The sequence below is a fragment of the Prescottella soli genome (genome assembly GCF_040024445.1).
Lineage (GTDB): Bacteria > Actinomycetota > Actinomycetes > Mycobacteriales > Mycobacteriaceae > Prescottella > Prescottella soli.
This window is the reverse complement of sequence record NZ_CP157276.1, coordinates 3139092-3164625: the sequence shown is the minus strand read 5'-3', so window position 1 is coordinate 3164625 and position 25534 is coordinate 3139092. Positions and strand designations below refer to the sequence as shown.

Sequence of the window (25534 nt, the reverse complement as noted above, 5' to 3'; positions counted from 1 at the left end):
ACTCGAGTATCGAGTGCGTAGAAGACCCACGAACGCAGTGCTTTTCACGAGCGCCGACGGAGTGAATCTGCTCAACTGCCGCGGTGCCGATGCCTGGCAGACAGTGTTCCTTGGGTACCCGGGATGCCGGGCGAGTGGCCGTTAGACTGTCGGGCGTTATGGCCTTGTTCGTTCATGTCACCGCGGAGCGGATCGCGCAGCGCGTCCGCCGGACGGGGCTGAAGGCGTTGAGCGCAGCTCCTCCGCTGAAGGCCCGAGTCAGCTCTGACAGCGTTGATCGACTGGCTCGACTCGGTGGGCGTGGTGTGTACGCTTTCCCGCGGGTCGAGTCGTACCTGCTGACCCATCAATGGGTGCGTGAGATCGCACGGTTTCATGTGCGTCAGCCGCTGGTGGTGGTGACCTTCCGAATTCCGGACGACGAATTGGTTGCCGTTGGCCACTACGCCCACCCGGCTCGTCCCTGCAGTGCGGCGGAGGCGGCGGCTGCCGTATGTCGCCTGGACGATGCTCGCGGCTGGGAAGTGTTCGTGCCCAGGGGCATCACGGCCGGCGAAATCAGGCGGATCCGTCCGGCGCCGCGTTCGACGGGGTGGCGATACTCACCTGATGCACATGGGACGGCGCCGTGTACGTGTGAAGGATGCGCGCCTTACGGGACGTACGGGGCGGCCCGGTTGCGTGAGCGCAGGCCGCATCCGATGGATGGCCCGTTCGGACCGCGAAACGTTCTTCTGACTCAGCTTGCCGATGCAGCAGCGGCCGGACACCATGCAGTGGTCGCCGAATTGATCCGCAAGATCGGACGCGGCAACGGCCGTCAACGTTGGCATGGCCCCATCCGCGAACTCTCCGCATACGCGACCTACCCGGATGTCGCCGTCCGGCACGAACTCGTCTACACCGTCGCCCATTGGCGTACGCCCGGCGTCGACGATCTCCTCACCCGGCTGGCCGCAGACGTCCACCTCGGTGTCCGTGAATCGGCAGCATGGGTCCTCTCCAAGCGCCCCCACTGGTCGAGCTGAGGCGTCAGGCCACGGCGGTGCGCTCAGGCGCCCGTCCCCGGACGGTAGCCGGCGGGATCGAGCGGGGTCGCGACCGGCTGGGCCTGCTGGGTGCCGTCGGCGACCCGGTAGCTCACCGCGTGCCGAACGGTTCCGTGCGGATCGACCGGATCGTTGACGAAGAACCAGTCCATCTGCGCCCCTTGCTTGTTCATCTCGAACACGCCGTAGCCGTGGGAGTCGAGTTCGACGTAGCGCGCATGATGGTTGAACGTCTTGAACGCCTCCTCGGCCGCGACGCTCACGGTGCGGGGCGGAACCTTCAGCGAGTCGTCGATGTTGGCCGACGTCACCGACGGGACCACGAACTCGGTCCCGACCGTTCCCGCGCCCGGGTAGTCCGCCGCGTCCACCGGCAGATCACACGCCCACGAGGTGTGGATGTCGCCGGTGAGGAAGACCGTGTTGCGGACGTTGTTCGAGGTGATCGCGTCGAAAAGTCTGCGGCGGTCGGCGCTGTAGCCGTCCCACTGGTCGGTGTTGTACGGGATACCGGCGTCGGGAACACCGATCATGTCGGTGATCGCCGCCATGGTGCGGTCTTCGAGCGGCGGAAACGCGCACGGCGCGATCATCACCGGGTTGCCGACGATCTTCCACTGGGTCGGCGACGTGACGATGCCGCTGGTGAGCCAGTCCATCTGCGCGCGACCGGTGATCGTACGGTCGGGCGAATCGACGTTGCGCCACCCGGCACCGGAAGAGGCCTGCTCGCTCCGGTAGGTGCGCAGGTCCAGCATGGAGAGTTCGGCGAGGTTGCCGAATCGAAAACGGCGATAGAGCGGGACTGCATTGCTCCGCACCGGCATCCACTCGAAGTACGCGCGAGCGGACGCCGCCTTGCGGGCACCCCAGTCCCCCTCGGTGGCCGGGTCGTGATTCTCGGCGCCGCCGTCGTAGGAGTTGTCCGCGGACTCGTGATCGTCCCACGTCGTGATGAACGGCACCTTCGCGTGCAGCGCCATGAGGTCCGGGTCGGTCTTGTACTGCGCGTGACGGATTCGGTAGTCGGCGAGCGAGATGATCTCGTGCGCCGGATTGTGCGGTCGGACCGAGCCGTACTTCGCCCCGTACTCGCCGCGTCCGTACTCGTAAATGTAGTCGCCGAGGTGCAGGACCGCGTCGAGGTCGTCGCGCTCGGCCAGGTGCCGGTACGACGCGAAGTAGCCCGCCTCCCAGTTGGAGCACGAGACGACGCCGAACCGCAGCCGTCCGAGATCCGCGTCGGTCGCGGGCGCGGTGCGGGTGCGGCCGACCGGCGACGTCTGCCCGAGCGCCGTGAACCGGTAGTAGTAGCCGGTACCGGGACGCAGCCCCGTGACGTCGACCTTGACGGTGTGGTCGGTGTCCGGGCCCGCGTCCACCGCGCCGGCACGCACGACGTTCGCGAAACCCGGGTCGGTCGCGACCTGCCAGGTCAGCGACACCGTCTGCCCCACGCCCGAACCGGGCAGCGCGTCGCCGGACGGGGTGATCCGCGTCCAGATGATCACGCGGTCGGGGAGCGGATCGCCGGACGCGACGCCGTGGACGAATCCGGGCGCCGGGACGGCGGCCGACGCCCGTCCGGTGGCTGCGGCGGCGACGCCGGCCCCCGCCAGCACCACCGAGCCCCGCAGCAGTCCGCGGCGGCTCACGACTCCGGTATCACTGTTCTCGAACACCACTGGATCACAACGAATCCCGGACGTTCGTTCAACTCGGATCCGGTGAAGTATCGAATGTTCACCCGATGTTCGATTCGTGGGTGAATTCAGTACACCGCGTGTGTCCCCGGACGATTGACCACTCCGCGCGCCACGAGTTCGATCGCCACCGCCACCGCGCAGGTCTGCGCCAGCAGCAACCCCACGAGGACGAGGATCTGCACCGCGCCCGCCTGGACCGCAGAACCGGTGGCCAGCAGCACGCCGACGAACGCCCCGGGCAGGGTCACCAGCCCCACCGTCCGGGTCTGGTCCAGCCCGGGTAACAGGGCGTCGGACGCGGCCGGGCCGATCACCTCCATCCGCGCGTCCCGGACGCTGAACCCGAGGCTCAGTCCGGCCTCGACCTCGCCCCACCGCTGGTCGATCGCGTCCAGTCCGCGTTTCGCGGCGAGCGCGGTCGCGGTCATCGCATTGCCGAGCACGATCCCCCCGATCGGCACGATCGCGACGCCTTCCAGCGGCACCACCCCGCTGACCAGCATCAGTGGAACCACCACGCCGACACCGCAGGCGAGCGCGACGGACAACCATGCCGCCGACCGGCCGGCCTTCGCGCGGCGGCCGGCCGTGAACGCGGCCGCTACGAACATCACGGCCAGGACCAGGAACGACGACCACAGACGGCCGAGCGCCGCCGCGAGGACCAGCGACACCGCGGCGAGCTGGAGCGCCCCACGGGCCGCCGCCCACGGGGCGGTCATGGGATTCCCGAGACGGGCGATCCGGTACACCACCGCCGTGCATGCGACCATGACCGCGCACAGGACGAACAGCGCGAGTCCGGGATTCGCCAACGATGCACTCATCGTTGTCACCTTCTCACCGAAGTCAGGTCACCGGTATGCAGGACGGCCGATTCGGCACCCGTGCACTCCACCGCCACAGGCCCACCGCCGCGGCCGCCACGGCGACCGCGATCACCCACCACGGTGCGGCGGGCCCGAGATCACCCACGTCGACGACGTCGAACAGCTGCCCGACACCGATGGAGCCGACGAGCGTCAGCAGCCCGCCGAGCGTGTTGAGCATCCCGAAGTGTGCGCCGAGGAAGCGCTCGCCGGCGAGGATCCCGATCGTGTCGCGCATCGGCGGCACCATCAGCATCTGTCCCAGGTGCAGCAGGACGACCCACACTACGAGCCCGGCCAGCTGCGCGGCCTCGGAGTCGGGCGCGGCCGTCGACGCGGCCGCGGGCGCGAGGAACGACGCCGCCATGACGGCCATCCCGGCGACGATCGACGCGCGGTGGCCCAACCGGTTCGCGAGGGCCACCACCGGGGACTGCCCGAAGATCACGAGCAGCGCCGCGCCCGTGAAGAACCAGCCCAGTGCCGCCTGCGAGCCGAGACCGCGCTCGAGCTGCTCGGGCAGCATCAGATAGAGCTGGTTGTACGCGGCGAGTTGTGCCCCGCACAGGCCCGCGAAGACGAGAAAGCTCCGGTTGGTCAGCACCGCGCGCCACACCACGCGCAGACCCTGCGGGGACGACTCGGCGTCGTGGGAGGTGGATACGTCTGCGGGCAGCCAGACGGCGAACGCCACCAGCAGCCCCGCGAAGAGCACCGCCGCCGACGTCGCGGTCCACAGGAACGGCACGACCAGCAGTAGCGCGCCGAGCGCGGGCCCGACGACGGTGCCCAGCCGGCTGCACATCTGCTCGAGTGCAAACAGTTCCGTCCGCCGGATCACCCCGTCCCGTTCGAGCCGGTGCCCGTAGGCCGCGTTGGCCGCCTCGACGGCCGGCGCGAACAGCGCCGCCGCAAGTCCCACCAGCAGGACACCGACGATCATCTGCGCCAGGTTCGATGCCCACCCGAGAGCGAGAAAGCCGATCACCCGCAACGAGATTCCGAGCAGCACGAGCGGACGCACCCCGAAGCGGTCGGCGAGACTGCCGCCGAGGAAGAACATGCCCTGCTGGCTGAAGGTCCGCAGGCCCAGCACCAGCCCGATCGCCCAGCCCGCCAGACCCAGGTCGTCGGACATGTGGACCGCGAGGAACGGAACCACAAGGTAGAAGCCCACATTGAAGAGGACCATCGACACCAGGATCAGACGCACCGGCGCCGGAACGGCGCGGGCGACTCGGAACGACCGAGCGAACGAGTTCAAGGGACGGGCACGCAACACAGCCATGACCCTAGAGCGCCGTCAGGACTGCCGTGCGCGCTCCGCCGCGTTGATCAGGGCGACGAACTCGTCGAGCACGAACGGGATCGTCAGCGGGTTCGGCATCGAAACCGCATCACTCACGATCGGGTCGAGGCCGATGAGACCACCGGTGCGGACCACGTCGAGATTCGTGAACGCCGGCGTTCCCTCGAGCGTGGCACGAACCTTCTCGTAGTTGTCGAACAGCATCAGATCGGCATCGAGCAGGCTGTAGTTCTCGGCCGACACCTCGAAGTTGAGCTTGCCGCCGAAACGATCCTTCAGGGCCTGCGGCGGTTCGAAGCCCAACTGGGTCAGCAACTGGGCGCGCGCGGCATCCGGCGCGAACGCCCGCAGCGTTCCGTCGTTGCGGGCGGCGACGAGCACAGCCGTCTTTCCCCTGAACTGTGGATTGTCGTTGCGCGCCTTCGTGATGCGATCCTGGACGTCCTGCACCTCGCGCTCCGCCTGCGCCGGAAGGCCCACGGCCGCACCGATGCGCGTGGTCACTTCCTCCCACGGCAGCACCCAGTCGGTCTGGTCCGCCGCGTGCAGGACGGTGGGAGCGACCGCGCTGAGCTTCCGGTAGGTGTCCTCGTCGATCGCATTGTTGACCGCGATGATCAGATCCGGAGCCGACGCCACGATCGTCTCGATGTCGAACTCCGTGGTCGCGTTGGCCAAGGCCGCCGGATCGTCGCCGTGCAGGCTGGGTTCGGCCCACACACCGATGCCGTCGTCGGTGGAACCGGTCCACACGGGGACGAGGACGGGCGTCAGGCCGAGGGCGAGCAGGACGTCGGCATCGCCGATACCGACGGCCGCGATCCGCCGCGGTGCCTGGGTGATGGTCGTGGAACCGAACTTGTGGTCGATCGTGACTGGGTAGGCACCCGGCTCCGCGTGATCGGCGGCACCGGCGGTGCGGTCACCCTGTGACGAGTCGTTACTGCTGCAGCCTGCGACGGCCAGTCCCGCGATGGTCGCGAAGCTCATCGTCAGCATGGTGCGACGGCTCAACGTGGGTGCCATATCCGGATCCTCTCGAGTTTGGTAACCCTAACCATATTTCATGGGGGGCTCGCGATCGCCATCGGTCGAGATTCGCCGTAGCCGAGGCCGTCCACTCTCGGGTCCTTGTGAACACTCAGTTTTCAACAGTCTGTTGACAACATTCCATTGCCGCCGCACCCTGGAGGCATGTCCGACGACCAGTTCACACCGCCGAACCCGAGCCGCGAGCGCGCGCACCGCGAGTACGCCGGCCTGTTCCGGATCGCGGAACGTCACGGCGCCACGGCCGAGCAGCGCGCCCGGCAGTCCCACCCCGAGATGCTCGATCCGCTGGGCGCGATCCGCATCGTGGCCGCGATCGCCGGTGGCGTCCACACCCCGGACCCCGGAGAGCCGGAGATCGACGACGCCGACGTCACCGCCGCGCTCGGGCTGATCCCGAAGGCCCGCGCCGAGATGGACCAATTGGAGGCACTTCTCCTGGGCATCGCGCGGCAACGCGGAATGACCTGGCAGGAAATCGCTTTCGGCCTGGGACTGGGGAGCACCCAGGCGGCACGGCAGCGATACGACAGGCTGGTCAAGCGCACCTGACCCCCGGACAAGGCTCGGGCCCGAAGTCGACGAACGACTTCGGGCCCGAGGTGCGCTGGTGCCGCGGTGTTCAGATGAACAATGCGGCGACGCCGGCGACACCGGCGACCAGGCCGATGACCGTCGAGATCAGCGTCGCGCCGGCTGCGACCTTACCGAGATCCGCTGCGGAAGAACCCATTTGATACCCCTTACTCCCTTGAAGCGCTGCTTCTCTTGTCTCGCCGTTGTCGGCGCCACTGCATGTCTAACGGACCGGACGACCGTGTTCCAAGCGCTGATCCCCGTATTCCGCAATGCCTTACAGAAAAGAAACGCGAAGTGAGCCGGGCGTAAAAACGGCGACACACGGCGTTAACAAGAGGCCCTGCGAACCCGGAGATCGCGCGCCAGATGGTCGCGCTGCTCGAGCACGAGTCGACGCAGTGCACCCGGCGCATCGACGTTCGCGGCAAGCCACGAATCCACCGAATCGACCGAATCGGACGCCGGGAAGAGCCCGAGGACGATCCGGCGGGCGATCTCGATGCTCCGCTGCGCCCACACTCCGCGGATCGCCGCGAAGTAGGCGTCGTCGTAGCCAGCGATCAGGTCGCGGCGCTCGCCCGCCCGGAATCCGGCGATGACGGCGTCGAGGTGGTCGTTGCTCAGCGCCGTGTCCTCGAGCGCCGACGCCCAGGCCCGCGCCTTGACCTCCGGGTCCGGGCGGGCGGCGAGCGCACGCAGTTGGGCAGTCCGCCCGGACGCGGTGTCGTCGCGCGCCAGTTCGACGTCCAGCGTCTCCGTGTCGGCATGCCCGGTCGCGGACAGCGACGTCCACAGCGCCCAGCGCAGGTCCGGATCCAACCGGAGCCCGTCCGGGCCCGGCCGGCCGCCGTCGAGGATCGCACGGATGTCGGCCGCGTGGCGGTCGTCGACAACTGCTGCGGCCGCAGCCGCACGGGCCCATGCCAGCTGTCCACCCGAGCCCGATTCGGCTTCCTGCATTGCCGTCCAGCAGGTTTCGAGCCACTCGCGCCGCCAGCGGTCCCGCGCCTCGGTGGGCAGGTAGTGGCCGATCGCGAACGACGCGTTCGCCAGGACCGCGGTCAGCAGCGCCATGTTCGGCTCGGACGGCGCGAATGCGCGCGCCATCGTCAGGTAGCGCTCGGGGGCGAGTTCGCCGTCGCGGGTGGCGTTCCACAGCGCCGACCAGATGAGGCCCCTGGTCAGCGGGTCGACGACCCGGTCCAGCGAGCGCTGAACCGTCTCGAGCGATCCGGCGTCCAGTCGGACCTTCGCGTAGGTGAGGTCGCCGTCGTTGAGCAGGCGCAGGGCCGCGTCGGGCAGTTCGATCGGTGTGCGCTCGGCGACCACATCCAACTCCACCCGGTCGCGCCGGACCAGATCGCCGGCGTCGTCGACGTCGTAGAGGCCGACCGCCAGTCGGTGCGGGCGCGGATCGGTCTGCACGATCTCGTAACCGTCGACCCCACCACCGTCGAGGGTCAGCGTGGAGACCCCGCTGGTCTGCAGCCACGCGCGCGCCCAGGCGGCCAGATCGCGACCGGAGGCCGCCGACAGTTCGGTCAGCAGGTCGGCGAGCGTGGTGTTGCCGAAGGCGTGCTCGCGGAAGTAGCGGCGTGCGCCCTCGAAGAACGCGTCGCGTCCCACGTAGGCCACCAACTGCTTGAGGACGCTGGCGCCCTTCGCGTACGTGATGCCGTCGAAGTTGAGCTTGGCCGCCTCGAGGTCGACGATGTCGGCGACGATCGGGTGCGTCGTCGGCAACTGGTCCTGCGAATATGCCCACGCCTTACGGCGATTCGCGAACGCGACCCACGCGTCGGTCCATTCGGTGGCCTCGGCGCTCGCGAGCGCGCCCATGAAGTCGGCGAACGACTCCTTGAGCCACAGGTCGTCCCACCACACCATCGTCACGAGATCGCCGAACCACATGTGCGCCATCTCGTGGAGGATCGTGTTGGCCCGTGCCTCGTACTGCGCGGCCGTGGCGGCACCGCGGAAGACGTACGCCTCGGTGAAGGTGACGCACCCTGGGTTCTCCATCGCGCCGAGGTTGTACTCGGGCACGAACACCTGGTCGTACTTGCCCCACGGATACGGGTAGTCGAAGTGCTCGGCGAAGAAGTCGAGACCCTGTTTCGTGACCTCGAAGATCGTGTCGGCGTCCAGGTACTGCGCGAGCGACGCCCGGCACAGCACACCCAACGGAACCTCGAGATCGCCGCGGCTCCAGACGGATTCGACGCGGTGGTACGGGCCGGCGACGATCGCGGTGATGTACGTGGCGATCGGCAGGGTGGGGGAGAATTCCACCGCCTGGCGCTCGCCGTCGTCCTCGACCACCGCGGCGGGGCGGTTCGACGTCACCTCCCACCCGGTGGGCGCGGTGACCGCGAACGTGAACGGCGCCTTCATGTCCGGCTGCTCGAAGCACGCGAACACCCGACGTGCGTCCGACGGCTCGTACTGCGTGTAGAGATACGTCTGGCCGTCGACCGGGTCGCGGAAACGGTGCAGGCCCTCGCCGGAGCGGCTGTACTGGCCGACCGCGCTGACCACGACGGTGTTCGACCGCCGCAGCCCGTGCAGTGCGATCCGGGCGCCGTCGTACTCGACGTCCACGAACTGCCCGTTCACGATCACCGAACGGATCTCGAGGCCGATGAAGTCCAGCCAGGTGTCCCCACCGGTGGCGTCGAACTCGACCGTCGTCGTGGTCAGGAATCCGGCCTCGGAGGCGTCCGGCGCGGCAGACACGTCGAGTTCGACGCGGTAGGAGCGGACGGTCACCGCCGCGGATCGCGCAGCGGTCTCGGCACGGGTCAGGTTCGCGATACTCACACCCCGATCCTGCCAGCCGCGGGTAGAGTCCGAATGATCTCCGGTCAACCACTCCGAACGGGGTTTCGACATGTCAGGACTTTTCGAAGGCACGACAGTGGTCGATCGTCCCATCGACGAGGTGTTCCAGTTCCTCGCGGTCGGCGTCAACGATCCGAAGTTCAGCCCGCGGGTGCAGAAGATCGTGCAGAAGACACCCGGGCCGCCCGGCGTCGGAACCGTCTTCGCCAGCACCGTCAAGGACGCGGGGATGACCACCGAGCGTGAGTTCGAGATCACCGAGTTCGACGCGCCGCGACGCATCCGGTGGGCCGAACGGTCCAAGAACATGGTGACGGCGGTCGAGGGCGGCTACGACCTGGAGTCGTCCGGCAACGGCACGAAGTTGACGATCTTCAACGTGCTGGAGGGGCACGGGATCGGCAAGCTCGTCGCGCCGCTCGCGCTGCGTGCCGCACGAAAGGATGCTCCCGCGTTCGCGTTACGGATCAAGTCGGCGATCGAAGCCTGACCACCGTGCCCCCGCCCGGCCGTGGATCGGCCGGGCGGTTCTTCCGTGTCGCCGGATGCCCGCTCCCGTCGTAGCATCGGGGCAACCGAGCGATCACGAAGAAGGTGCGTCATGGACATTCCCGTCAGGACGGAGATCGATGCCGAGACCGGTATCGCGACCGCGGTACTGACCCGCCCCGATCAGCGGAACCCGCTGTCCGTCAACGCAATGCGCGGCGTTACCGCGGCCCTGCGCGAGTTCGCCGAAGACGACTCGGTGCGGGTGGTGGTGATCTCCGCGGACGGCCCGGTGTTCTCGGCCGGTCACGACCTGTCGGAAATGATCGACCGCAGCCTCGAGGACGAGCGGGAGATCTTCGAGGTGTGCACGGAGATGATGGACACCGTCCAGGAGATTCCGCAGCCGGTGATCGCCGCGGTGCAGGGCCCCGCGATCGCGGCGGGGTGCCAGTTGGCCGCGTCGTGCGACCTGGTGGTGGCGTCGTCGAACGCGGTGTTCGGGACGCCCGGTGTGCGGATCGGACTGTTCTGCTCCACCCCGATGGTCGCGCTCAGCCGCGCGGTGGGTCGCAAGCGCGCGATGCAGCTGCTGCTCACCGGAGAGACCGTCGACGCCGCCACCGCCGCCGAGTGGGGACTGGTCAATTTCGTTGTCCCACCAGACCAACTGGACGCTCGTGTACATGAACTCGCGGCGCGGATCGCGTACGCCAGCCCGCTCACGCTGGCCATCGGCAAACAGGCGTTCTACCGGCAGATCGACCTTCCACAGGACGAGGCGTACGAGCTGATGGCCGAGACGATGGCGGCCAACGCCGTCACCTGCGACGCGCAGGAAGGCATGAGCGCCTTCCTCGAGAAGCGAAAGCCGTTGTGGAAGGGCAAATGAGACGAACCAGGCGACGCTGCTCGACACGCGGGGCACAGTTGACGCGCGCGCGGGCGGTTCCCGTTCTAGCCTGAGGTTCATTCCGGGTACCGCGAGAGAGAGGCACACCCATGGCATTGCCCACCTTGACCCCCGAACAGCGCGCCGCCGCGCTCGAGAAGGCCGCCGCGTCCCGCAAGGCGCGGTCCGAACTGAGAGAAGGTCTCAAGTCGGGAAAGCTCACGTTCGTGGAGGTCCTCGACAAGGCGGACACCGACGAACTGGTCGGCAAGACGAAGGTGCTGTACCTGCTCGAATCCCTGCCGAAGGTCGGCAAGATCAAGGCCCGCGACATCGCCGAATCCGTCGGCATCGCCGAGACCCGCCGCGTATCGGGTCTCGGCGCCCGTCAGCGCGCCGACCTGATCGCCAAGCTCGGCAACTGACCACGGTCAGCAGAACGGAGCGACCCGCACCTGGTGGTGCGGGTCGCTCCGTCTCCACGGTCCAGTCTTCGCGCGGTCCGATCCAGCGTCGTCAGCGAGCCAACAGGATTCGCGCGATCGCCACCTGCTCCTCCGCGAGACGACCCTCACCGTCCTCGATGTCCCACAGCCCGTTCTGCAGGATCCGGCCCAGCGTCCACGCCACGGCACGTCCGCGGTCGAGGCCGAGCACGTCGGTCATGAGGTCGAACCGCCACAGGGTCTCCACCGGATCGAACCGGTTGGTCAGCGCAGGCAGCAGTTCGAACCCGGGATCCCCTGCGAGCGGCTTGGGATCGATGGCGAGCCACGGCTCTCGCTCCGACGCGAGCACGTTGTCGTAGTGCAGATCCCAGTGCAGCATGCTGTTTCCCGGCTCGGCCACGACGTCCCGGACCGCAGCCACGCAGTCGGCCAGCAGGCGGCGATCGGCCGCATCGGCGAGCAGGCGGACCGCGTCGGGCGCCTCCTGCAGCATCACATCGGCCACGTCGCCGAGTCGTCGCATGCCGGCCGGCGCGACGTGTGCCGTGAGGCGCGCCAGCAGGCCGGCGAGGATGCGTACGGCCGCGCGCGAATCCTCCATACCCGACAGGGTCCGCGAGGCATCGAGTCGTTCGAGGAGCATGGCGCCGCTGCCGGGGTCGTCCGCCAGCAGTCGTACCGCGCCGTCGCCGTCCCACACCCGCAACGCCACCGGTTCTCCGGCGGTCTCCTCGTCGACGGCCTGCAGTTTGAGCACCGCGTTCCGGCCGTTCCCGTCCCGCACGGGCAGCACCAGGGCCGCCCACCCGTGCATCGGATCACCGGTCGGGGCGAGGTTCCAGCAGTCGAGCATCTGGTCGGCAATCCCGGGCAGTGCGGCGACGAACGCGCGGCCGGCCATGCCACCGTGCCTGTGGTGCGCAGCCACGAGGGCGGACGGAACCTCGACCATGACTCGATCTTACGAACGGTTCGGCGTCCGGCCCGCCTCAGTGCAGCCGATCCGCCCAGTCGTCGGGGACCCGGTCGGCCGGACCAGGCACCGTCTGGTCCAGCGGATGGTGCTGTGGAGGAGCCAGTTCCGGGCCCTCCGCGAAATCCTTGGTGCGGTAGTCCCAGAACCACGCCTCACCCGGCTCGAAGCTGCGGATGATCGGGTGGCCGGTTGCCGCCGCGTGGGCGCTGGCGTGCTGAGCGGGGGACGAGTCGCAGCAGCCGATGTGCCCGCATTCCGCGCACCGGCGCAGGTGGAACCACCATCCGCCCACCGCGTCGCACTCGGCACATCCGGTGCCGCTCGGTGGCGCGGCGGGATCGATGTCGGACGTTTCGTTCACAGGGACCTCCCCAACCGGTCGACGTCATGCGGACCGGGTCCCATTGTTCCGCGCCCGGCGTCGTCGCGACAGCTGTTCGAGATTGTCGCGCCGCGACGCCCTTCGAGATACCGTGCAATACAGCAGTCGTTCACCTCCCCCTGGAGGATCCGATGAGCATCGATCACCCTTCCGGCCCGAACGGGATCGACGCAGCCGGACCTGAGCACGTCGATGTCCTCATCGTCGGCGCCGGTCTGTCCGGAATCGGGGTCGCGGCTCGACTCCGCCGCGAACACCCCGAACGGTCGTTACTGATTCTCGAGGCCCGCACCGCGTCCGGGGGCACGTGGGACCTGTTCCGCTATCCCGGGACACGGACCGACTCCGACGTGCAGACCTACGGGTACGACTTCAAACCGTGGAGGGGCCGCAAGGCGCTCGCACCGGCCGCCGACATCCTCGACTACATCCGCGAGACCGCCCGCGAGTACGACGTCGAGCGTCGTATCCGCTACAACCACAGGGTGATTCGCGCCAACTGGGCGTTGGGTGAGGCGCGCTGGACGGTCACCGCCCGCGTCGGTGACGGACCCGAGACCGTCACGTACACGGCGAACTGGCTCTTCTGCGCGAGCGGCTACTACAACTACGACAAGGGCCACACGCCCAAGTTCCCCGGAGCCGAGCGTTTCGCGGGACAGATCGTGCATCCGCAGCACTGGCCCGCGGATCTCGACTACGTCGGCAAGCGGGTGGTCGTCATCGGTTCCGGAGCCACCGCCGTCACCTTGATCCCGGCGATGGCCGCCGCCACCGCGCACGTCACGATGCTCCAGCGGTCGCCGTCATACGTCCTGCCGCTGCCGGTGGAAGACACGCTCGCCGAGACCTTCCGCCGCGTCCTCGGCGACGAACGTGGCTATCGGATCGCGCGGAAGAAGAACATCGCGCTGAACGTCTGGATCTACAGGTTGGCGCGCCGCTTCCCGAACCAGTTCCGGGCCATGATCCGCTGGCTCAACAAGCGGCGGCTGCCCGCGGACTTCGACGTCGACACCCACTTCAATCCCCGCTACGCCCCCTGGGACCAACGCTTGTGCATCGTGCCGGGCGGGGACCTGTTCGCGGTGATTCGCGGGGGCAAGGCGTCGGTCGTCACCGACACGATCGAGACCTTCACGGAGACCGGGATCCAACTCGCCTCCGGTGAACACCTCGACGCAGACATCATCATCACTGCGACAGGACTCGACCTGCTCGCACTCGGCGGCATCGAACTACGCCTCGACGGCGAACCCGTCGACATCACGAAACAGGTGATGTTCAAGGGAACGATGCTGTCGGACATCCCGAACTTCTCGTTCGCCATCGGCTACGCCAATGCCCCCTGGACCCTCAAGCTCGACCTCGTCGCAGGCTATCTGTGTCGGTTGCTGACCACGATGGATCGTCACGGTGCGACGGTGGCAGTCGCCGAGAATCAACGTCCGGACATGAAGACCCAGCCGCTGTTCGCTCTCACCTCCGGATACGTCCAGCGGGCACAGGAGCGGTTGCCGCGGGCCGGCACCGAAGACCCGTGGACCCTGAACACGGACTACTACAAGGATGTCTCGGTCCTGCGGGACGCTCCTGTCAACGACGGCACCTTGACCTTCGCGAACGTCCAGCCGAAGGCGCCGAGGGGGACCGACTGACCCGGCCAGCTCAGCCGTTGCTGCTGGTACTGCCGTTGTTCGACGGCATCCTCGCACGCAGCCAGTCCACCAGGTCCGTCGCACTCCGGGTCTGCATCCACACGCGGCCCGGTCCGGTGAACTCGGTGACGATGCCCTCGCCACCGAGGATCATCGACTTCCACCCGCCGGCCTTGCGGATGCGGTACTGGACCGTCTCGTCGAACGCGACCACGTGGCCGGTGTCGAGGGTCATGGTCTCGCCCGGCGCGAGCGTCACCGGCCGGATGGCGCCGTAACTGGACAGCAGGATCTCGCCGTTGCCGCTGCACCGCAACAGGACCAGCCCGGCCCCGCTGAAGAAGCCCTTGCTCCCGCCCCACTTGGAGTCGACGTCGACGGTTGCGTCCGACGCGATCCAGCAGCCGGACTGGACCAGTAGCGCCGTCCCACCGTCGAGCGTGGTCTCGACGATGTCCCCCGGAAGCGCACCGGCGACGGCGACGACACCGCCACCCTCGCTGCTGAAATCGTTGACGAAGAAGCTCGATCCGCCCAGGGAACGCCGGAGACCCTTCATGAATCCGCCCCGGGTCGACGTGGTGATCGCGATGTCGCCCCGCATCATCGCCATCGCTCCGGCCTCGACGCGGACGGATCCTCCGGCGGGAACACTGATCTCGGCGAGCGCGAATGCCGGCCCACAGCTGATCTCGGTTTTCATGGATACCTTTCGGAGCTCGGGTGCGCCCCCGCGGGGCCTGGCGGTCAGACGGCCGGGGACGGTACCCCGGCGCGGATGCGGGCAACCTCGTTGCGCGCGAACTCCACCCGATCGGTGTCGGCGCCGTGCGCCGTCGCGAGCTCGTCGGCGAGGTCGAACTCCGCGTCGAGCACGTATCCGCGGCGGTTGCGTTCCCTGCGGCCGGGCACGGACTTTCGGAACTTCCTGCGCGCCTTGCGGTCTCCGCATATCGCCCGCAGCTCCTCTTCGGTGACGACGCCGCGGGCGACCTCCGGAGCCATGATGTCGTGCAGGAAGCCGCGCTCCCGGGCGACCGTCATCGTGAACACCCGGGTCACCAGCACCAGCGCGACGATGATGATCAGCGCCAGCATCAGGAACGTGAACGCGGTGTTCCCGCGGGTGAGTGCGCCGATCGAATCCCACAACCCGTGCAGGAGCATCGCACTCGCCATCAGCGCCAGTCCGCGGCCAACCCTTCGCGGCTCGGCGGGTCTGCCCAGGAGATAGACCACTCCGGCGCAGAACACCGCGCTGTACAGGATGTGGGCGGCCACTCCGAACAACATTCGCATGACGATGGTGCCCATCGCCGCCTCCACCTGGTTTGCTCCGAACTGGGAACCGGCCGATGTCATCGCGTATGCGATGTCCTCGACGATCTGGAATCCGAGTCCGATGAAGGCACCCAGGATGAAGCCGTCGAAAGCCGTGCGGACCAGTCGCGGAGCCATCGCGATCAGCAGGACGAGGCCGGCCCCCTTCGCGATCTCCTCCGTGAACGGAGCGGCGAGACCGGCACCCCAGTCGAACGACCATGCCTGACCGAATGCCTTGGCATACAGGGTGCGAATCGCATCGTTGGCGTGCGCCGCCATCGCCCACGTCGCGGCCAGTCCGCCCCACACGAAGGCCACCACCATCAGTTTGGCGGGCTGACGCGCGTATCGGTCGATGTGCTGGGTGAACCACCAGAACACCGCACCGTAGAGGGCGAACATGATCACCGAGACCGTGATCGCCTCGGCGTAGGCGTCGTAGCGACTCGTCAGCATCGAGACGAAGGTGGCGGTCCCCGTCAGGACGAGCAGGAGGTAACTCCAGAACGCGAGGTTGCGGGGCTGGTAGAAGGTGAACGATCGACTCCAGCCGGACTCCTCGATAGCGTCCACCCGCCGGGCGTCGAGTTCCGTTGCGGTACCGACCATCAGGGCTTCTCCTCGGTCGAGTGCTTGATACTGGCGACCATCGCGGCGACCTCGGCCGCGGGGTTGTCGGTGACGTCCGACGGCCCGTACGCGACGACCTCGACGCCGAGATCACCGAAGACGAAGGCCGCGATCATGCCGTCCGAGCGGTTGCCCTGGAATCTCGCGGTGACACCACGATCACCGCTGCCCGTGGTGATGTCGACCGGGTCGCCGGTGACCTGGAACCCCTGGCCCCCGTTCAGGGCATTGGTCGTCGTCCGGATCTGCTCGAGAAGGGAACTCGCGTCCCCGGTGAACGGTGCAGTCCGGATCGTGAAGGAGAAGCCGCCGTCCACGACCGTCGCACTGTCGGGGTACGACCCGCTCACCGGGCGATGACCGGCCCGCACGCCGTCCGTGACGCCCCATCCGGTCGTCGGAACGAACGTCACCCCGCCCCTGACCTCCATGACGTCGCCGGCCACGACCTTGTCGTCGTAGGGGGTCGATTCGTTGATCCAGGGCAGCACGCTGCCCATGAGCAGAGCGAGCGCCAGCACCACCAGCGCCGGTGCGATCGTCCGGCGGTCGAGGCCGAGCCACCGGCGATCGACCGGCACCCACCGGTCGCCGGGATCGAACTGACCGCCCGCTGCGCGGGCGGACTCTGAGCTGTGAGAGGGAAAGTCGTCATCCACTGTGACATCACACGCCTCGGTCGTCACCACATCACGCTGATCTCTCATCGTGCTCCCCGAACGCCGGGCCGAATCGGACACTCCGAAAGTAACGCGTGATCCGCCTTCCGGCGCGTCGAATCAGCCGGACTCGCCGGAGATGTGGCGGATCGGCAGACCGGAAAGACCGGTCCGAAAGCGCGATCGGATCCGCGCGGAGGTCGGGAGCGGGTCGTACGTCGCGCGGTACCGTCGGGTGACACCCGCGAGGACAGGGGAGCGTCATGGTGGATGTGCCGCCCGATGCACGATCCCGGCGGCGCGCACTGCTGCGCCGCCTGAAGGAGCCCGCCCTGTTGGCGGTCACGCTCGCCGCCCTCGTCGGCGGCGGGATCGCGTGGCTCGCCGACGCACACGACGTCGCCGACGCGTGCTGGATCGCCGGGACGGTCGTCGCGATCGTGCCCGCGACCTGGTGGGTGATCGACGCACTCCGCCGTCGCCGGGTCGGCGTGGACCTCATCGCGGTGCTCTCCCTGGTCGGCACGCTGGCGGTGGGCGAGTATCTCGCCGGAGCGCTCATCGGCGTCATGCTCGCCACCGGGCAGGCGCTCGACGCCGCCGCGGAGCGACGCGCGACGAAGGATCTACGGTCGCTGCTCGACCATGCCCCGCGCACCGCACGGCGCCGGATCGGCGACAACGTGGAAACCGTTCCGCTCGACGACGTCGCGGCCGGCGACGCCCTCGTCGTCGGGCCGGGCGAGGTGGTGCCCGTCGACGGCTGGGTCACCTCCGAGTCGGCCGTGCTGGACGAATCCGTCCTCACCGGCGAGCCGTTGGCCGTGCAACGCCGCCGCGGCGAGGCCGTCCTCAGCGGAATCGTCAACGCCGGCACGGCCTTCGAGATGCAGGCGCGCGCCACTGCCGAAGGGAGCACGTATTGCGGGCATCGTGCGGTTGGCGCGCGACGCCGCCGCGGAGAGCGCTCCGGTGGTGCGGGTCGCGGACCGCATCGCGGCCTGGTTCCTGCCCCTCGCGCTCGCCGTGGCCGGCGCCGCTTGGCTTTTCAGCGGTTCGGCGACCCGTGCCGTGGCGGTGCTCGTCGTCGCGACGCCGTGCCCGCTGCTGCTGGCCGCGCCGGTCGCCATCGTGTCCGGGCTCTCGCGGGCATCACGTCTGGGCGTCGTGATCCGCAGCGGCGGCGCGCTCGAGAACCTCGGCCATGCAACCACGTTGGTGATGGACAAGACCGGCACCCTCACCACCGGCCGCCCCACCGGGACGGACGTGCTCACCGCGCCCGACGGCGACGCCGCCGAGGTGCTGCGCCTGGCCGCGTCGGCCGACCAGGTGTCCCCGCACGTGCTGGCCGACGCGATCGTGCAGGAGGCCAGGATGCAGGGCCTCGCGCTGTCCCTGCCGACGGACGTGGACGAGGAGGCCGGAACCGGCGTCACCGCCACCGTCGACGGCCACCGCGTCACCGTCGGCACCCTCGCCCTGCCCGACGACGCTCCCGGCTGGGCGCGGTCCGCGCACGGTCGGGCCGCGCTCGACGGTGCCGCGATCGCGTGGGTGACCGTCGACGGCGCCATCGCCGGGGCGATCCTGCTGATCGACCCGGTGCGACGCGACGCGTCCCGCACGCTGCGGCGCCTCCGCGCGGCCGGGCTGAACCGGCTGGTCATGCTCACCGGGGACCGGCGCGAGCCCGCCGAGGAGATCGGATCCGTCCTCGGCCTGGACGACGTCCACGCCGAACAGACCCCGGCCGACAAGGTGGCGGGAGTCCGCGCCGAACGCGACCGGGCCGTCACCGTGATGGTCGGTGACGGCGTCAACGACGCGCCCGCGCTGTCGGCGGCCACCGTCGGCGTCGCGATGGGCGCCCGCGGTTCGACGGCCACGTCGGAGGCGGCGGACGTCGTGCTCACCACCGACCGGCTCGACCACCTGGCGGACGCGATGGCGATCGCGCGACGCTCCCGCCGGATCGCGGTCCAGAGCGCCACCGTCGGGATGGGACTGTCGTTGGTGGCCATGGGCTTCGCGGCGTTCGGGCTGCTGCCGCCCGCGGCCGGTGCGCTGCTGCAGGAGGGCATCGACGTCGCGGTGATCCTCAATGCGCTGCGCGCGCTGCGCGGCGACCGCGCGGAGGAGATCCCGCTGCCGGAGGACACGGAGGCGATGCTGCACCGGTTCTCCGCCGAGCACGACGAACTGCGCGACCAGCTCTCGATCCTGCGGGACACCGCGGACCTCCTCGCGACCGGCGACCGGCCCGCGGCACGAGACGCACTGCGCCGCGTCGACGCGTTCCTGTTCGACACCCTGCTGCCGCACGAGGAGGCCGAGGACCGCGAGCTGTACCCGGCGCTGGCGACGCCGCTGGGCAACGCCGAGGCCACCGCGACGATGAGCCGCATGCACGCCGAGATCGATCGTCTCGCCCGACGGCTGCGCAGCCACCTGGCCCGGGCCGACGCGGCCGGCAGGATCGCCGCCGACCAGGTCGACGACCTCCTCGCGTGCCTGTACGGCCTGCACGCCCTGCTGCGTCTGCACTTCGTGCAGGAGGAGGAGAACTATTTCACCCTCGCGCCCGAGTCGGACCCCGCGTCGAACACCTGACGCGTCGATAGGGGAAGCCCCACGGCGGCGCAAGTCCCGGGACGGGGCAAATCCCCCTACACCCCCGCCGGGAACCCAACTAGCGTTCGGATTGCTGGCCGGCCCGTCCGGCCGGCGACCACGGTCCCCCGGACCCCCGACCTGGTGGGCCGTGGCCGGACGGTGGCGCCGGACCCCTTCCGACGCCACCGTCCGGGCCTCCGCCCGTTCCGACACGCCGCGGTTGTTGCCTGGCCCCGATCCGTGGCTTACAGTGCAAATCGCGTGCCCCTCGGGGTTTCCTGCAGCCACCCCATAGCGCCCGGTGGTCATCCGTTCTCGTGAAAGATGTTCCCGGTCATCGCGTATCGCGTCTCGGCGACGTGTCGTTCACGTTCGGCGAGTTGGCGATCCAGTTGGCGCAGCCCGGGGTCGTCCTGGCCCTGTCCGGCAATGTCGAAGGGCCACTTACGGAAACAGCGGAACGCTGCGCCTTCCGGGGCCTCGACGGCGAGTGGAAGCCGTTGCATCTGTCGGTGGCGCTGATGGCGTTCGACGAGTCCACGCACGGTGGGTTGGTCACCGTCGCGGAGGCCCCGGCCGCTCGGGAGTGAGCGGCCGGGGCCTGCGTGCCGGTCGGATCGACCGCCCTATCGGCGCGGTGCCGGCGTGACGGTCGTCGTGGGGGTCGTCGTCGGCACCGCGGTGGTGGTGCGCGCCGCCGCGGCGGACGAATCAGCCTGGGGCGACGTCGTCTCCGGTGCGCTCGGCGTGTCCGTCGTCCCGGTGACCGCCGACGTCGCAGCGTCCGCCGGCGCTGCCGGGGTGGGGGATGCGGAGGTCGGCGACACGGTCGCGGTGGGCCCGGATGTTCCCGCCGCAGCTTCGGTGGCGGGCTGCGACGACGGACCGGCGGACGGTGCGGTCGACGCTGCCGGAGCGGACGACGGCGCGGCGGAGGAGGCGGTGACCTCGCTCAGCGCGGTGGACAGTTCGGCCGAGGTCAGCTTCGCCGTCGGATCCACCTTCTGTCCGGCCTGGGCCTGCTTCGCGAGGTGCGTCAGCCACGCGGCGGCGTAGTCGGCGGAGGTCAGCGGCCTGCCGTTCGCCGTGTCGGCGTCGCGCCAGTAGTCGAAGTGGTGCCCGACATCGCGGGCCAGCGTCAGCTGGTACGGGTCGCTCATGATGACCGGGATGGTGTTCTGGTTCGTCACGACGAGGCCGACGATCTCCTTGAACAGCTTCTGCGGCAGGTACGCGAGCGGCGACATCTTGTCCGTCGAGATCGAATCCGCCTCACCCGAAACCGGACTCGTACCCGGCGCGCTCGTCGGCGACGTGGTCGGTGTCGCGGTCGGCGTCGCAGTCGGACGCTGGTACGACGGGTCCGACACCTCGAGCAGCACGTCCATGAACGTCTGGTCGCTCTGCATCCAGTCGGGCTTCGACTGGATCGTCGCGAACGCATCGAGCGCGATGCGGGACAGGACCGTTGCGACGTCCATGCCGGTCGCCGGGGTCAGCTGCTCACGCTCGAGCGCATCGATGTTCAGCTGCCGGCCCACGTTCACGACCAGCTGCAGCAGCGAGATGTTCTGCGGCGCCGCACAGGTGAGATCGCCGTCCGAGCAGAACGACGCCACTCGACCGGCGAGGGCACCGAAGTCGGAACCGCCGGTGTCCGGCAGCGCACCCTGACCCGGGACGGGGTTCTTGCCGTTCTGGTACTTCAGGTCGAATCCGTCCGGGTTGGTGAACGGGTTCTTCGAGCCCGGGAACGGCCCCTGGCCGGCGGCGCGGCCGGCGTCGGCGAGGATGACGACACCGACGACGTTGGCCGGATCCACGAGGCCGTAGCCACCGTCCGCGCCCACCTCCTGGTGGCCGACGTTCATGGCGACCCGGCGGGCGACGTCGGCGCCCTCGCTGTATCCGACGATCGCGAACTTCGTGTCCGGGCACGACGCCCGAATCGCCCGCATCACCGATTCGGCGTTCGCCACCCCGGTGTTCACCGAGTCCTCGTAGCTCGACATGTCCGCCGGGTAGGCGATGTACATCGCGGCGTACGAGCCCGGCGCGACGGCCTTGAGCGGCGCGCTGGACGCCTGGTCGATCCATGTGCTGACGTAGTCGTCCGCCGAGGCGGCAGGCAGTTCGCGGCCGTTGGCGTCGACCACCATCTTCGTGGTGCCCGGGCGGGGCGTGTCGCCGCGGCCGGCGATCGAGAGGGTGACCATGTCGTGGCAGTCGGCGGTCGACGCCGTCAGTTCGGTGTCGATGGTGCGTGGCGGCGCCGACCACAGCGCCCATGTCAGAGCCACCAGCAGCGCCACCCCCATCGCGGCCGGGGTGATCACCCGTGCCGCTATCCGATGCCGTTCGAAGAAACCGCGAATAGTCATGTCCACTCCCCAAACCCGACTCACGGAAGACGCGTGGACAGACCCCCCGTACCACGCGTCACGTCACCACTGACGTCGGACGGCCGCGTGGCCGCGTTACATCGAGAGCTCCCGGACGGGTGTAGCGGCGGAGGATAATGGCGTTCGGAGGACGGCCATGACCACACAGACTTCCCGAGACGAGCGTTTTGCCGGACGCGTCAGCGAGCTCTACGCGACCGATCCCCAATTCCGGGCGGCAGCACCGTCGCCCGAGGTGGCGACCGCCGCGCACAGACCGGGGCTGCGGCTGACCGAGGTGGTGGACACCTACCTCCACGGCTACGCGGGCCGGCCCGCGCTGGGGCAGCGCGCGCACACACTGACACGGGACGCGAGCGGTCATACGACCACCAGCCTGCTCCCCAGCTTCGACACGATCACCTATCAGGAGTTGCACGATCGTGTCTCGGCGCTGACCAGTGCCTGGCACATCGACGCGGGGATCGAGCCCGGCGACTTCGTGGCGGTGTTGGGCTTCACCAGCGTCGACTACGCGCTGATCTACCTGACCTGTCTGCACCTGGGTGCGGTGTTCGTCCCGTTGCAGAGCAGCGCGCCGGCTGGGCAGCTGGCGCCGATCGTCGCCGAGACGTCACCGCGGATCCTCGCCGCCGGGATCGACTCGATCGATACCGCCGTCGACGTAGCGATCGATGCGCCGTCCATCGGACGCCTGGTGGTGTTCGACTACGACGACGGGGACGACGAGCAACGCGAACACTACGAGGCCGCGCGGGCCCGCCTCACCTACGCGGGCCGCACGGTGGAGGTCGGGTCGCTCTCCCACGACCTCGGCACCGGCCGCGCCCTCCCCGAGGTGCCCGCCTTCGTCGCATCCCCGGGCGACGACCCCCTGGCGTCGCTGATCTACACGTCGGGCAGCACGGGCACCCCGAAGGGCGCGATGTACACGGCCGACATGATGACGCGGCTGTGGCTGCGCCCGTCCAGCCCCACCGAGGACGTCGACGGCCGCCTGCCCGCGATCCACCTGCAGTACATGCCCCTCAGCCACGTCTTCGGGCTCGGCTGGCTGATCACCACGCTGGCGTCCGGCGGGACCGGCTACTTCGCCGCCCGCAGCGACATGTCCACGCTGTTCGACGACCTCTCGCTGGTGCGGCCGACGGCCCTCAACCTCGTTCCGCGCGTGTGCGACATGATCTTTCGCCGCTACCGCAGCGAACTGGACCGGCGGCACGCCGATGAAGACGATGCCGACAGCGTGAAACACGCTCTGCGCGACGACGTACTGGGGGGACGGGTGCTCGCGGCGCTGTGCGGCAGTGCGCCGCTGTCCACCGACATGCGCGACTTCGTCGAGTCCACCCTCGGCATCCCGGTCGCCGACGGCTACGGGGCGACCGAGACCAGCGGGGGAGTGATGCGCAACGGCACGATCCTGCGCCCACCGGTGACCGAGTACAAGCTCGTGGACGTTCCCGAACTCGAGTACCGCACCACCGATCGTCCGTACCCGCGTGGCGAGCTACTGGTCAAGTCCGCCAACCTGATTCCCGGCTACTACAAGCATCCCGAGATGTCGGCGGACATCTTCGATCCGGACGGCTTCTACCGCACCGGCGACATCATGGCGGAGGTCGCGCCGGACCACCTGGTCTACCTCGACCGGAGGAACAACGTCATCAAGCTCTCGCAGGGCGAGTTCGTGGCGGTGTCGGCACTCGAGGCCACCTACGCGACCTGCCCGCACGTCCGGCAGATCTTCCTCTACGGGAACAGCGAACACTCCTTCCTGCTCGCCGTGATCGTGCCCAATCCCGATGCCGCGGAACGCGATCTGCACACCCTGATCGCCGACGAGATGCGGCAGGTGGCGGAGGACCACGCCCTGAACCCGTACGAGATCCCGCGGGACTTCCTGATCGAATCCGAACCGTTCAGCCGCGCGAACGGGCTGCTCTCGGGCGTCGGCAAGCTGCTGCGACCGGCGTTGAAGGCCCGCTACGGGGAGCGGCTCGAGCACATGTACGCCGAGATCACCGAGGGCCAGGGTGCCGAACTGGACCGGCTGCGGGCCGAAGCCGCAACCCTCCCCACCCTCACGACGGTGCGGCGGGCCGCGGCCGTCACGCTGGGGCTGCCGATGTCGTCGGAGTTGTCCGACGACGTCCGATTCGTCGACCTGGGCGGAGATTCGTTGTCGGCGTTCTCGTTCGCCACCCTGCTGGGGCAGGTGTTCCAGGTGGAGGTGCCGGTGCAGACCATCGTCGGCCCCACCGCGAATCTGGCATCCATCGCGAACTACGTGGACCGCGAACGCCGTTCGGCGTCCACCCGTCCCACGTTCGCGTCGGTCCACGGCCGCGACGCCGAACTGGCCCGCGCCGACGACCTCGAGCTCGGCAAGTTCATCGACACCGCGACGCTGACCGCCGCGCCCGCCCTGCCGGCACCGACCGGCACCGTGCAGACCGTCCTGATGACCGGCGCCAACGGGTATCTCGGTCGCTTCCTGTGCCTGTCGTGGCTCGAGCGCCTCGCGCACAGTGGCGGCACGCTGATCTGCATCGCGCGCGGCGCCGACGCGGAGGCTGCCCGGCGACGCATCGAGGACGCGATCGACAGCGGCGACGCCGAACTGTCGGCGCACTTCCGGGAACTCGCCGACCGCCACCTCGAGGTACTCGCGGGGGACCTGGCCGAGGCGGACCTGGGACTCGACGGATCGACATGGGATCGCCTCGCACGATCGTTGGACCTGATCGTGCACTGCGCGGCGCTGGTGAACCACGTGCTGCCCTACAGCCAACTGTTCGGCCCCAACGTGGTCGGCACCGCCGAGATCGTGAAACTGGCGATCACGACGAGACTCAAGCCCGTCACCTACATCTCGACCGTCGCGGTGGCCGCCCTCCCCGGCGGCGGATCGATGACCGAGGACGACGACGTCCGGCAGGCGAGTCCGGTGCGGCCGCTGGACGATTCGTACGCGAACGGTTACGCGACCAGCAAGTGGGCCGGTGAGGTGCTGCTCCGCGATGCCCACGACCTGTGTGGGCTGCCCGTCGCGGTGTTCCGATCCGACATGATTCTCGCGCACACGCACTACGCCGGGCAGCTCAACGTGCCCGACATGTTCACCCGTCTCCTGTTGAGCGTCGTGGCCACCGGTCTCGCGCCGCGCTCGTTCTACCGACTCGACGCCGACGGCAACCGGCAGCGGGCACACTACGACGGGCTGCCCGCCGACTTCACGGCCGAGGCCGTCACCACGCTCGGCGCCGGCGCCACCACCGGCTACCACACCTACAACGTGCTCAACACGCACGACGACGGCATCTCGCTGGACCTGATCGTCGACTGGCTGATCGAGTCGGGACAGAACATCGAACGGATCGACGACTACGACGAATGGCTGCGCCGATTCCGGTCGGCGATCGAGTCGCTGCCCGAGGAGCAGCGGCGGAACTCGGTCCTCCCGTTGCTGAACGCGTACGCCGTTCCGGCACCGCCGACCGCGGGTGGGCAGATGTCCACCGAGAGGTTCCGTGCCGCGGTGCAATCCGCCGGGATCGGCGCGACGTCGGACGTCCCGCACGTGACGTCCCCGCTGATCGACAAGTACGTCGCCGACCTGAGACGCCTGAATCTGCTCTGATCGTGCGAAACC

19 protein-coding genes and 1 pseudogene are annotated in these 25534 nt (G+C 68.9%); 9 read left to right on the top strand and 11 right to left on the bottom strand.

Translation table 11 applies throughout. The annotated features are described in order from the left end of the window. Positions 1-158 precede the first annotated feature (158 nt). Entirely contained in the window at positions 159-1028 is an 870-nt protein-coding gene (locus ABI214_RS14755; protein WP_348603273.1) for a hypothetical protein, read from the top strand. A gap of 23 nt (positions 1029-1051) precedes the next feature. On the opposite strand, the gene ABI214_RS14750 is transcribed toward ABI214_RS14755, so the two are convergent. The 4 genes from ABI214_RS14750 to ABI214_RS14735 all read right to left on the bottom strand — a co-directional run bounded on the left by ABI214_RS14750 (position 1052) and on the right by ABI214_RS14735 (position 5959). Beyond that, a complete protein-coding gene (locus ABI214_RS14750; protein WP_348603272.1) occupies positions 1052-2731 on the bottom strand; it encodes an alkaline phosphatase D family protein in 1680 nt (559 codons plus the stop codon). An 89-nt stretch (positions 2732-2820) separates the two neighbouring features. Continuing rightward, positions 2821-3582 carry an ABC transporter permease gene (locus ABI214_RS14745; RefSeq protein WP_348603271.1) on the bottom strand — a complete coding sequence of 254 codons (762 nt, stop codon included), beginning with the start codon at positions 3580-3582 and terminating at the stop codon, positions 2821-2823. Between the two features lie 22 nt (positions 3583-3604). Continuing rightward, positions 3605-4912, bottom strand: a complete 1308-nt coding sequence (locus ABI214_RS14740) for an MFS transporter (RefSeq protein ID WP_348603270.1) — start codon at positions 4910-4912, stop codon at positions 3605-3607. 15 nt (positions 4913-4927) lie between these two features. Then, entirely contained in the window at positions 4928-5959 is a 1032-nt protein-coding gene (locus tag ABI214_RS14735; RefSeq protein WP_348603269.1) for an ABC transporter substrate-binding protein, read from the bottom strand. 168 nt (positions 5960-6127) lie between these two features. On the opposite strand from ABI214_RS14735, the gene ABI214_RS14730 reads away from it, so the two are divergent. After that, entirely contained in the window at positions 6128-6535 is a 408-nt protein-coding gene (locus tag ABI214_RS14730) for a DNA-binding protein (protein WP_348603268.1), read from the top strand. Between the two features lie 354 nt (positions 6536-6889). On the opposite strand, the gene pepN is transcribed toward ABI214_RS14730, so the two are convergent. Then, the gene (gene pepN / locus ABI214_RS14725) at positions 6890-9382 is read right to left on the bottom strand and encodes an aminopeptidase N (RefSeq protein WP_348603267.1); all 2493 of its coding nucleotides are present in this window, start codon (positions 9380-9382) and stop codon (positions 6890-6892) included. 70 nt (positions 9383-9452) lie between these two features. On the opposite strand from pepN, the gene ABI214_RS14720 reads away from it, so the two are divergent. The 3 genes from ABI214_RS14720 (at position 9453) to mihF (ending at position 11209) form a co-directional block, all read left to right on the top strand. Further along, positions 9453-9893: an SRPBCC family protein gene (locus ABI214_RS14720; RefSeq protein WP_348603266.1), complete on the top strand. Its 441-nt coding sequence runs from the start codon at positions 9453-9455 to the stop codon at positions 9891-9893. 111 nt (positions 9894-10004) lie between these two features. Beyond that, positions 10005-10784 carry an enoyl-CoA hydratase gene (locus tag ABI214_RS14715; protein ID WP_348603265.1) on the top strand — a complete coding sequence of 260 codons (780 nt, stop codon included), beginning with the start codon at positions 10005-10007 and terminating at the stop codon, positions 10782-10784. Between the two features lie 110 nt (positions 10785-10894). Then, on the top strand, positions 10895-11209 hold the full coding sequence (mihF, locus tag ABI214_RS14710) for an integration host factor, actinobacterial type (protein WP_348603264.1): 315 nt from the start codon (positions 10895-10897) through the stop codon (positions 11207-11209). Between the two features lie 91 nt (positions 11210-11300). On the opposite strand, the gene ABI214_RS14705 is transcribed toward mihF, so the two are convergent. Both ABI214_RS14705 and ABI214_RS14700 read right to left on the bottom strand, forming a co-directional pair. Further along, positions 11301-12185, bottom strand: coding sequence for an aminoglycoside phosphotransferase family protein (locus ABI214_RS14705; RefSeq protein WP_348603263.1), 885 nt, complete (start codon positions 12183-12185; stop codon positions 11301-11303). 37 nt (positions 12186-12222) lie between these two features. After that, positions 12223-12570, bottom strand: coding sequence for a UBP-type zinc finger domain-containing protein (locus ABI214_RS14700; protein ID WP_348603262.1), 348 nt, complete (start codon positions 12568-12570; stop codon positions 12223-12225). A 152-nt stretch (positions 12571-12722) separates the two neighbouring features. On the opposite strand from ABI214_RS14700, the gene ABI214_RS14695 reads away from it, so the two are divergent. Further along, entirely contained in the window at positions 12723-14249 is a 1527-nt protein-coding gene (locus ABI214_RS14695; protein ID WP_348603261.1) for a flavin-containing monooxygenase, read from the top strand. 10 nt (positions 14250-14259) lie between these two features. Here the strand turns inward: ABI214_RS14695 and ABI214_RS14690 are convergent, their stop codons facing one another. The 3 genes from ABI214_RS14690 to ABI214_RS14680 are packed head-to-tail and all read right to left on the bottom strand — an operon-like array spanning position 14260 to position 16861. Beyond that, a complete protein-coding gene (locus tag ABI214_RS14690) occupies positions 14260-14952 on the bottom strand; it encodes a TIGR00266 family protein (RefSeq protein WP_348603260.1) in 693 nt (230 codons plus the stop codon). 44 nt (positions 14953-14996) lie between these two features. After that, positions 14997-16181, bottom strand: coding sequence for a PrsW family intramembrane metalloprotease (locus ABI214_RS14685; protein WP_348603259.1), 1185 nt, complete (start codon positions 16179-16181; stop codon positions 14997-14999). Beyond that, positions 16181-16861, bottom strand: a complete 681-nt coding sequence (locus ABI214_RS14680; protein ID WP_348603258.1) for a hypothetical protein — start codon at positions 16859-16861, stop codon at positions 16181-16183. The genes ABI214_RS14685 and ABI214_RS14680 overlap by 1 nt, the downstream gene beginning before the upstream one ends. Before the next feature lie 263 nt (positions 16862-17124). On the opposite strand from ABI214_RS14680, the pseudogene ABI214_RS14675 reads away from it, so the two are divergent. Both ABI214_RS14675 and ABI214_RS14670 read left to right on the top strand, forming a co-directional pair. Continuing rightward, positions 17125-19474: pseudogene (locus tag ABI214_RS14675) on the top strand (heavy metal translocating P-type ATPase). 362 nt (positions 19475-19836) lie between these two features. Beyond that, positions 19837-20067, top strand: coding sequence for a hypothetical protein (locus ABI214_RS14670; protein ID WP_348603257.1), 231 nt, complete (start codon positions 19837-19839; stop codon positions 20065-20067). A 36-nt stretch (positions 20068-20103) separates the two neighbouring features. Here ABI214_RS14670 and ABI214_RS14665 read toward each other — a convergent pair whose 3' ends face one another. After that, on the bottom strand, positions 20104-21858 hold the full coding sequence (locus ABI214_RS14665) for a cutinase family protein (protein WP_348603256.1): 1755 nt from the start codon (positions 21856-21858) through the stop codon (positions 20104-20106). Between the two features lie 157 nt (positions 21859-22015). On the opposite strand from ABI214_RS14665, the gene car reads away from it, so the two are divergent. Then, a complete protein-coding gene (gene car / locus ABI214_RS14660; RefSeq protein WP_348603255.1) occupies positions 22016-25522 on the top strand; it encodes a carboxylic acid reductase in 3507 nt (1168 codons plus the stop codon). The last annotated feature ends 12 nt before the right edge of the window (positions 25523-25534 follow it).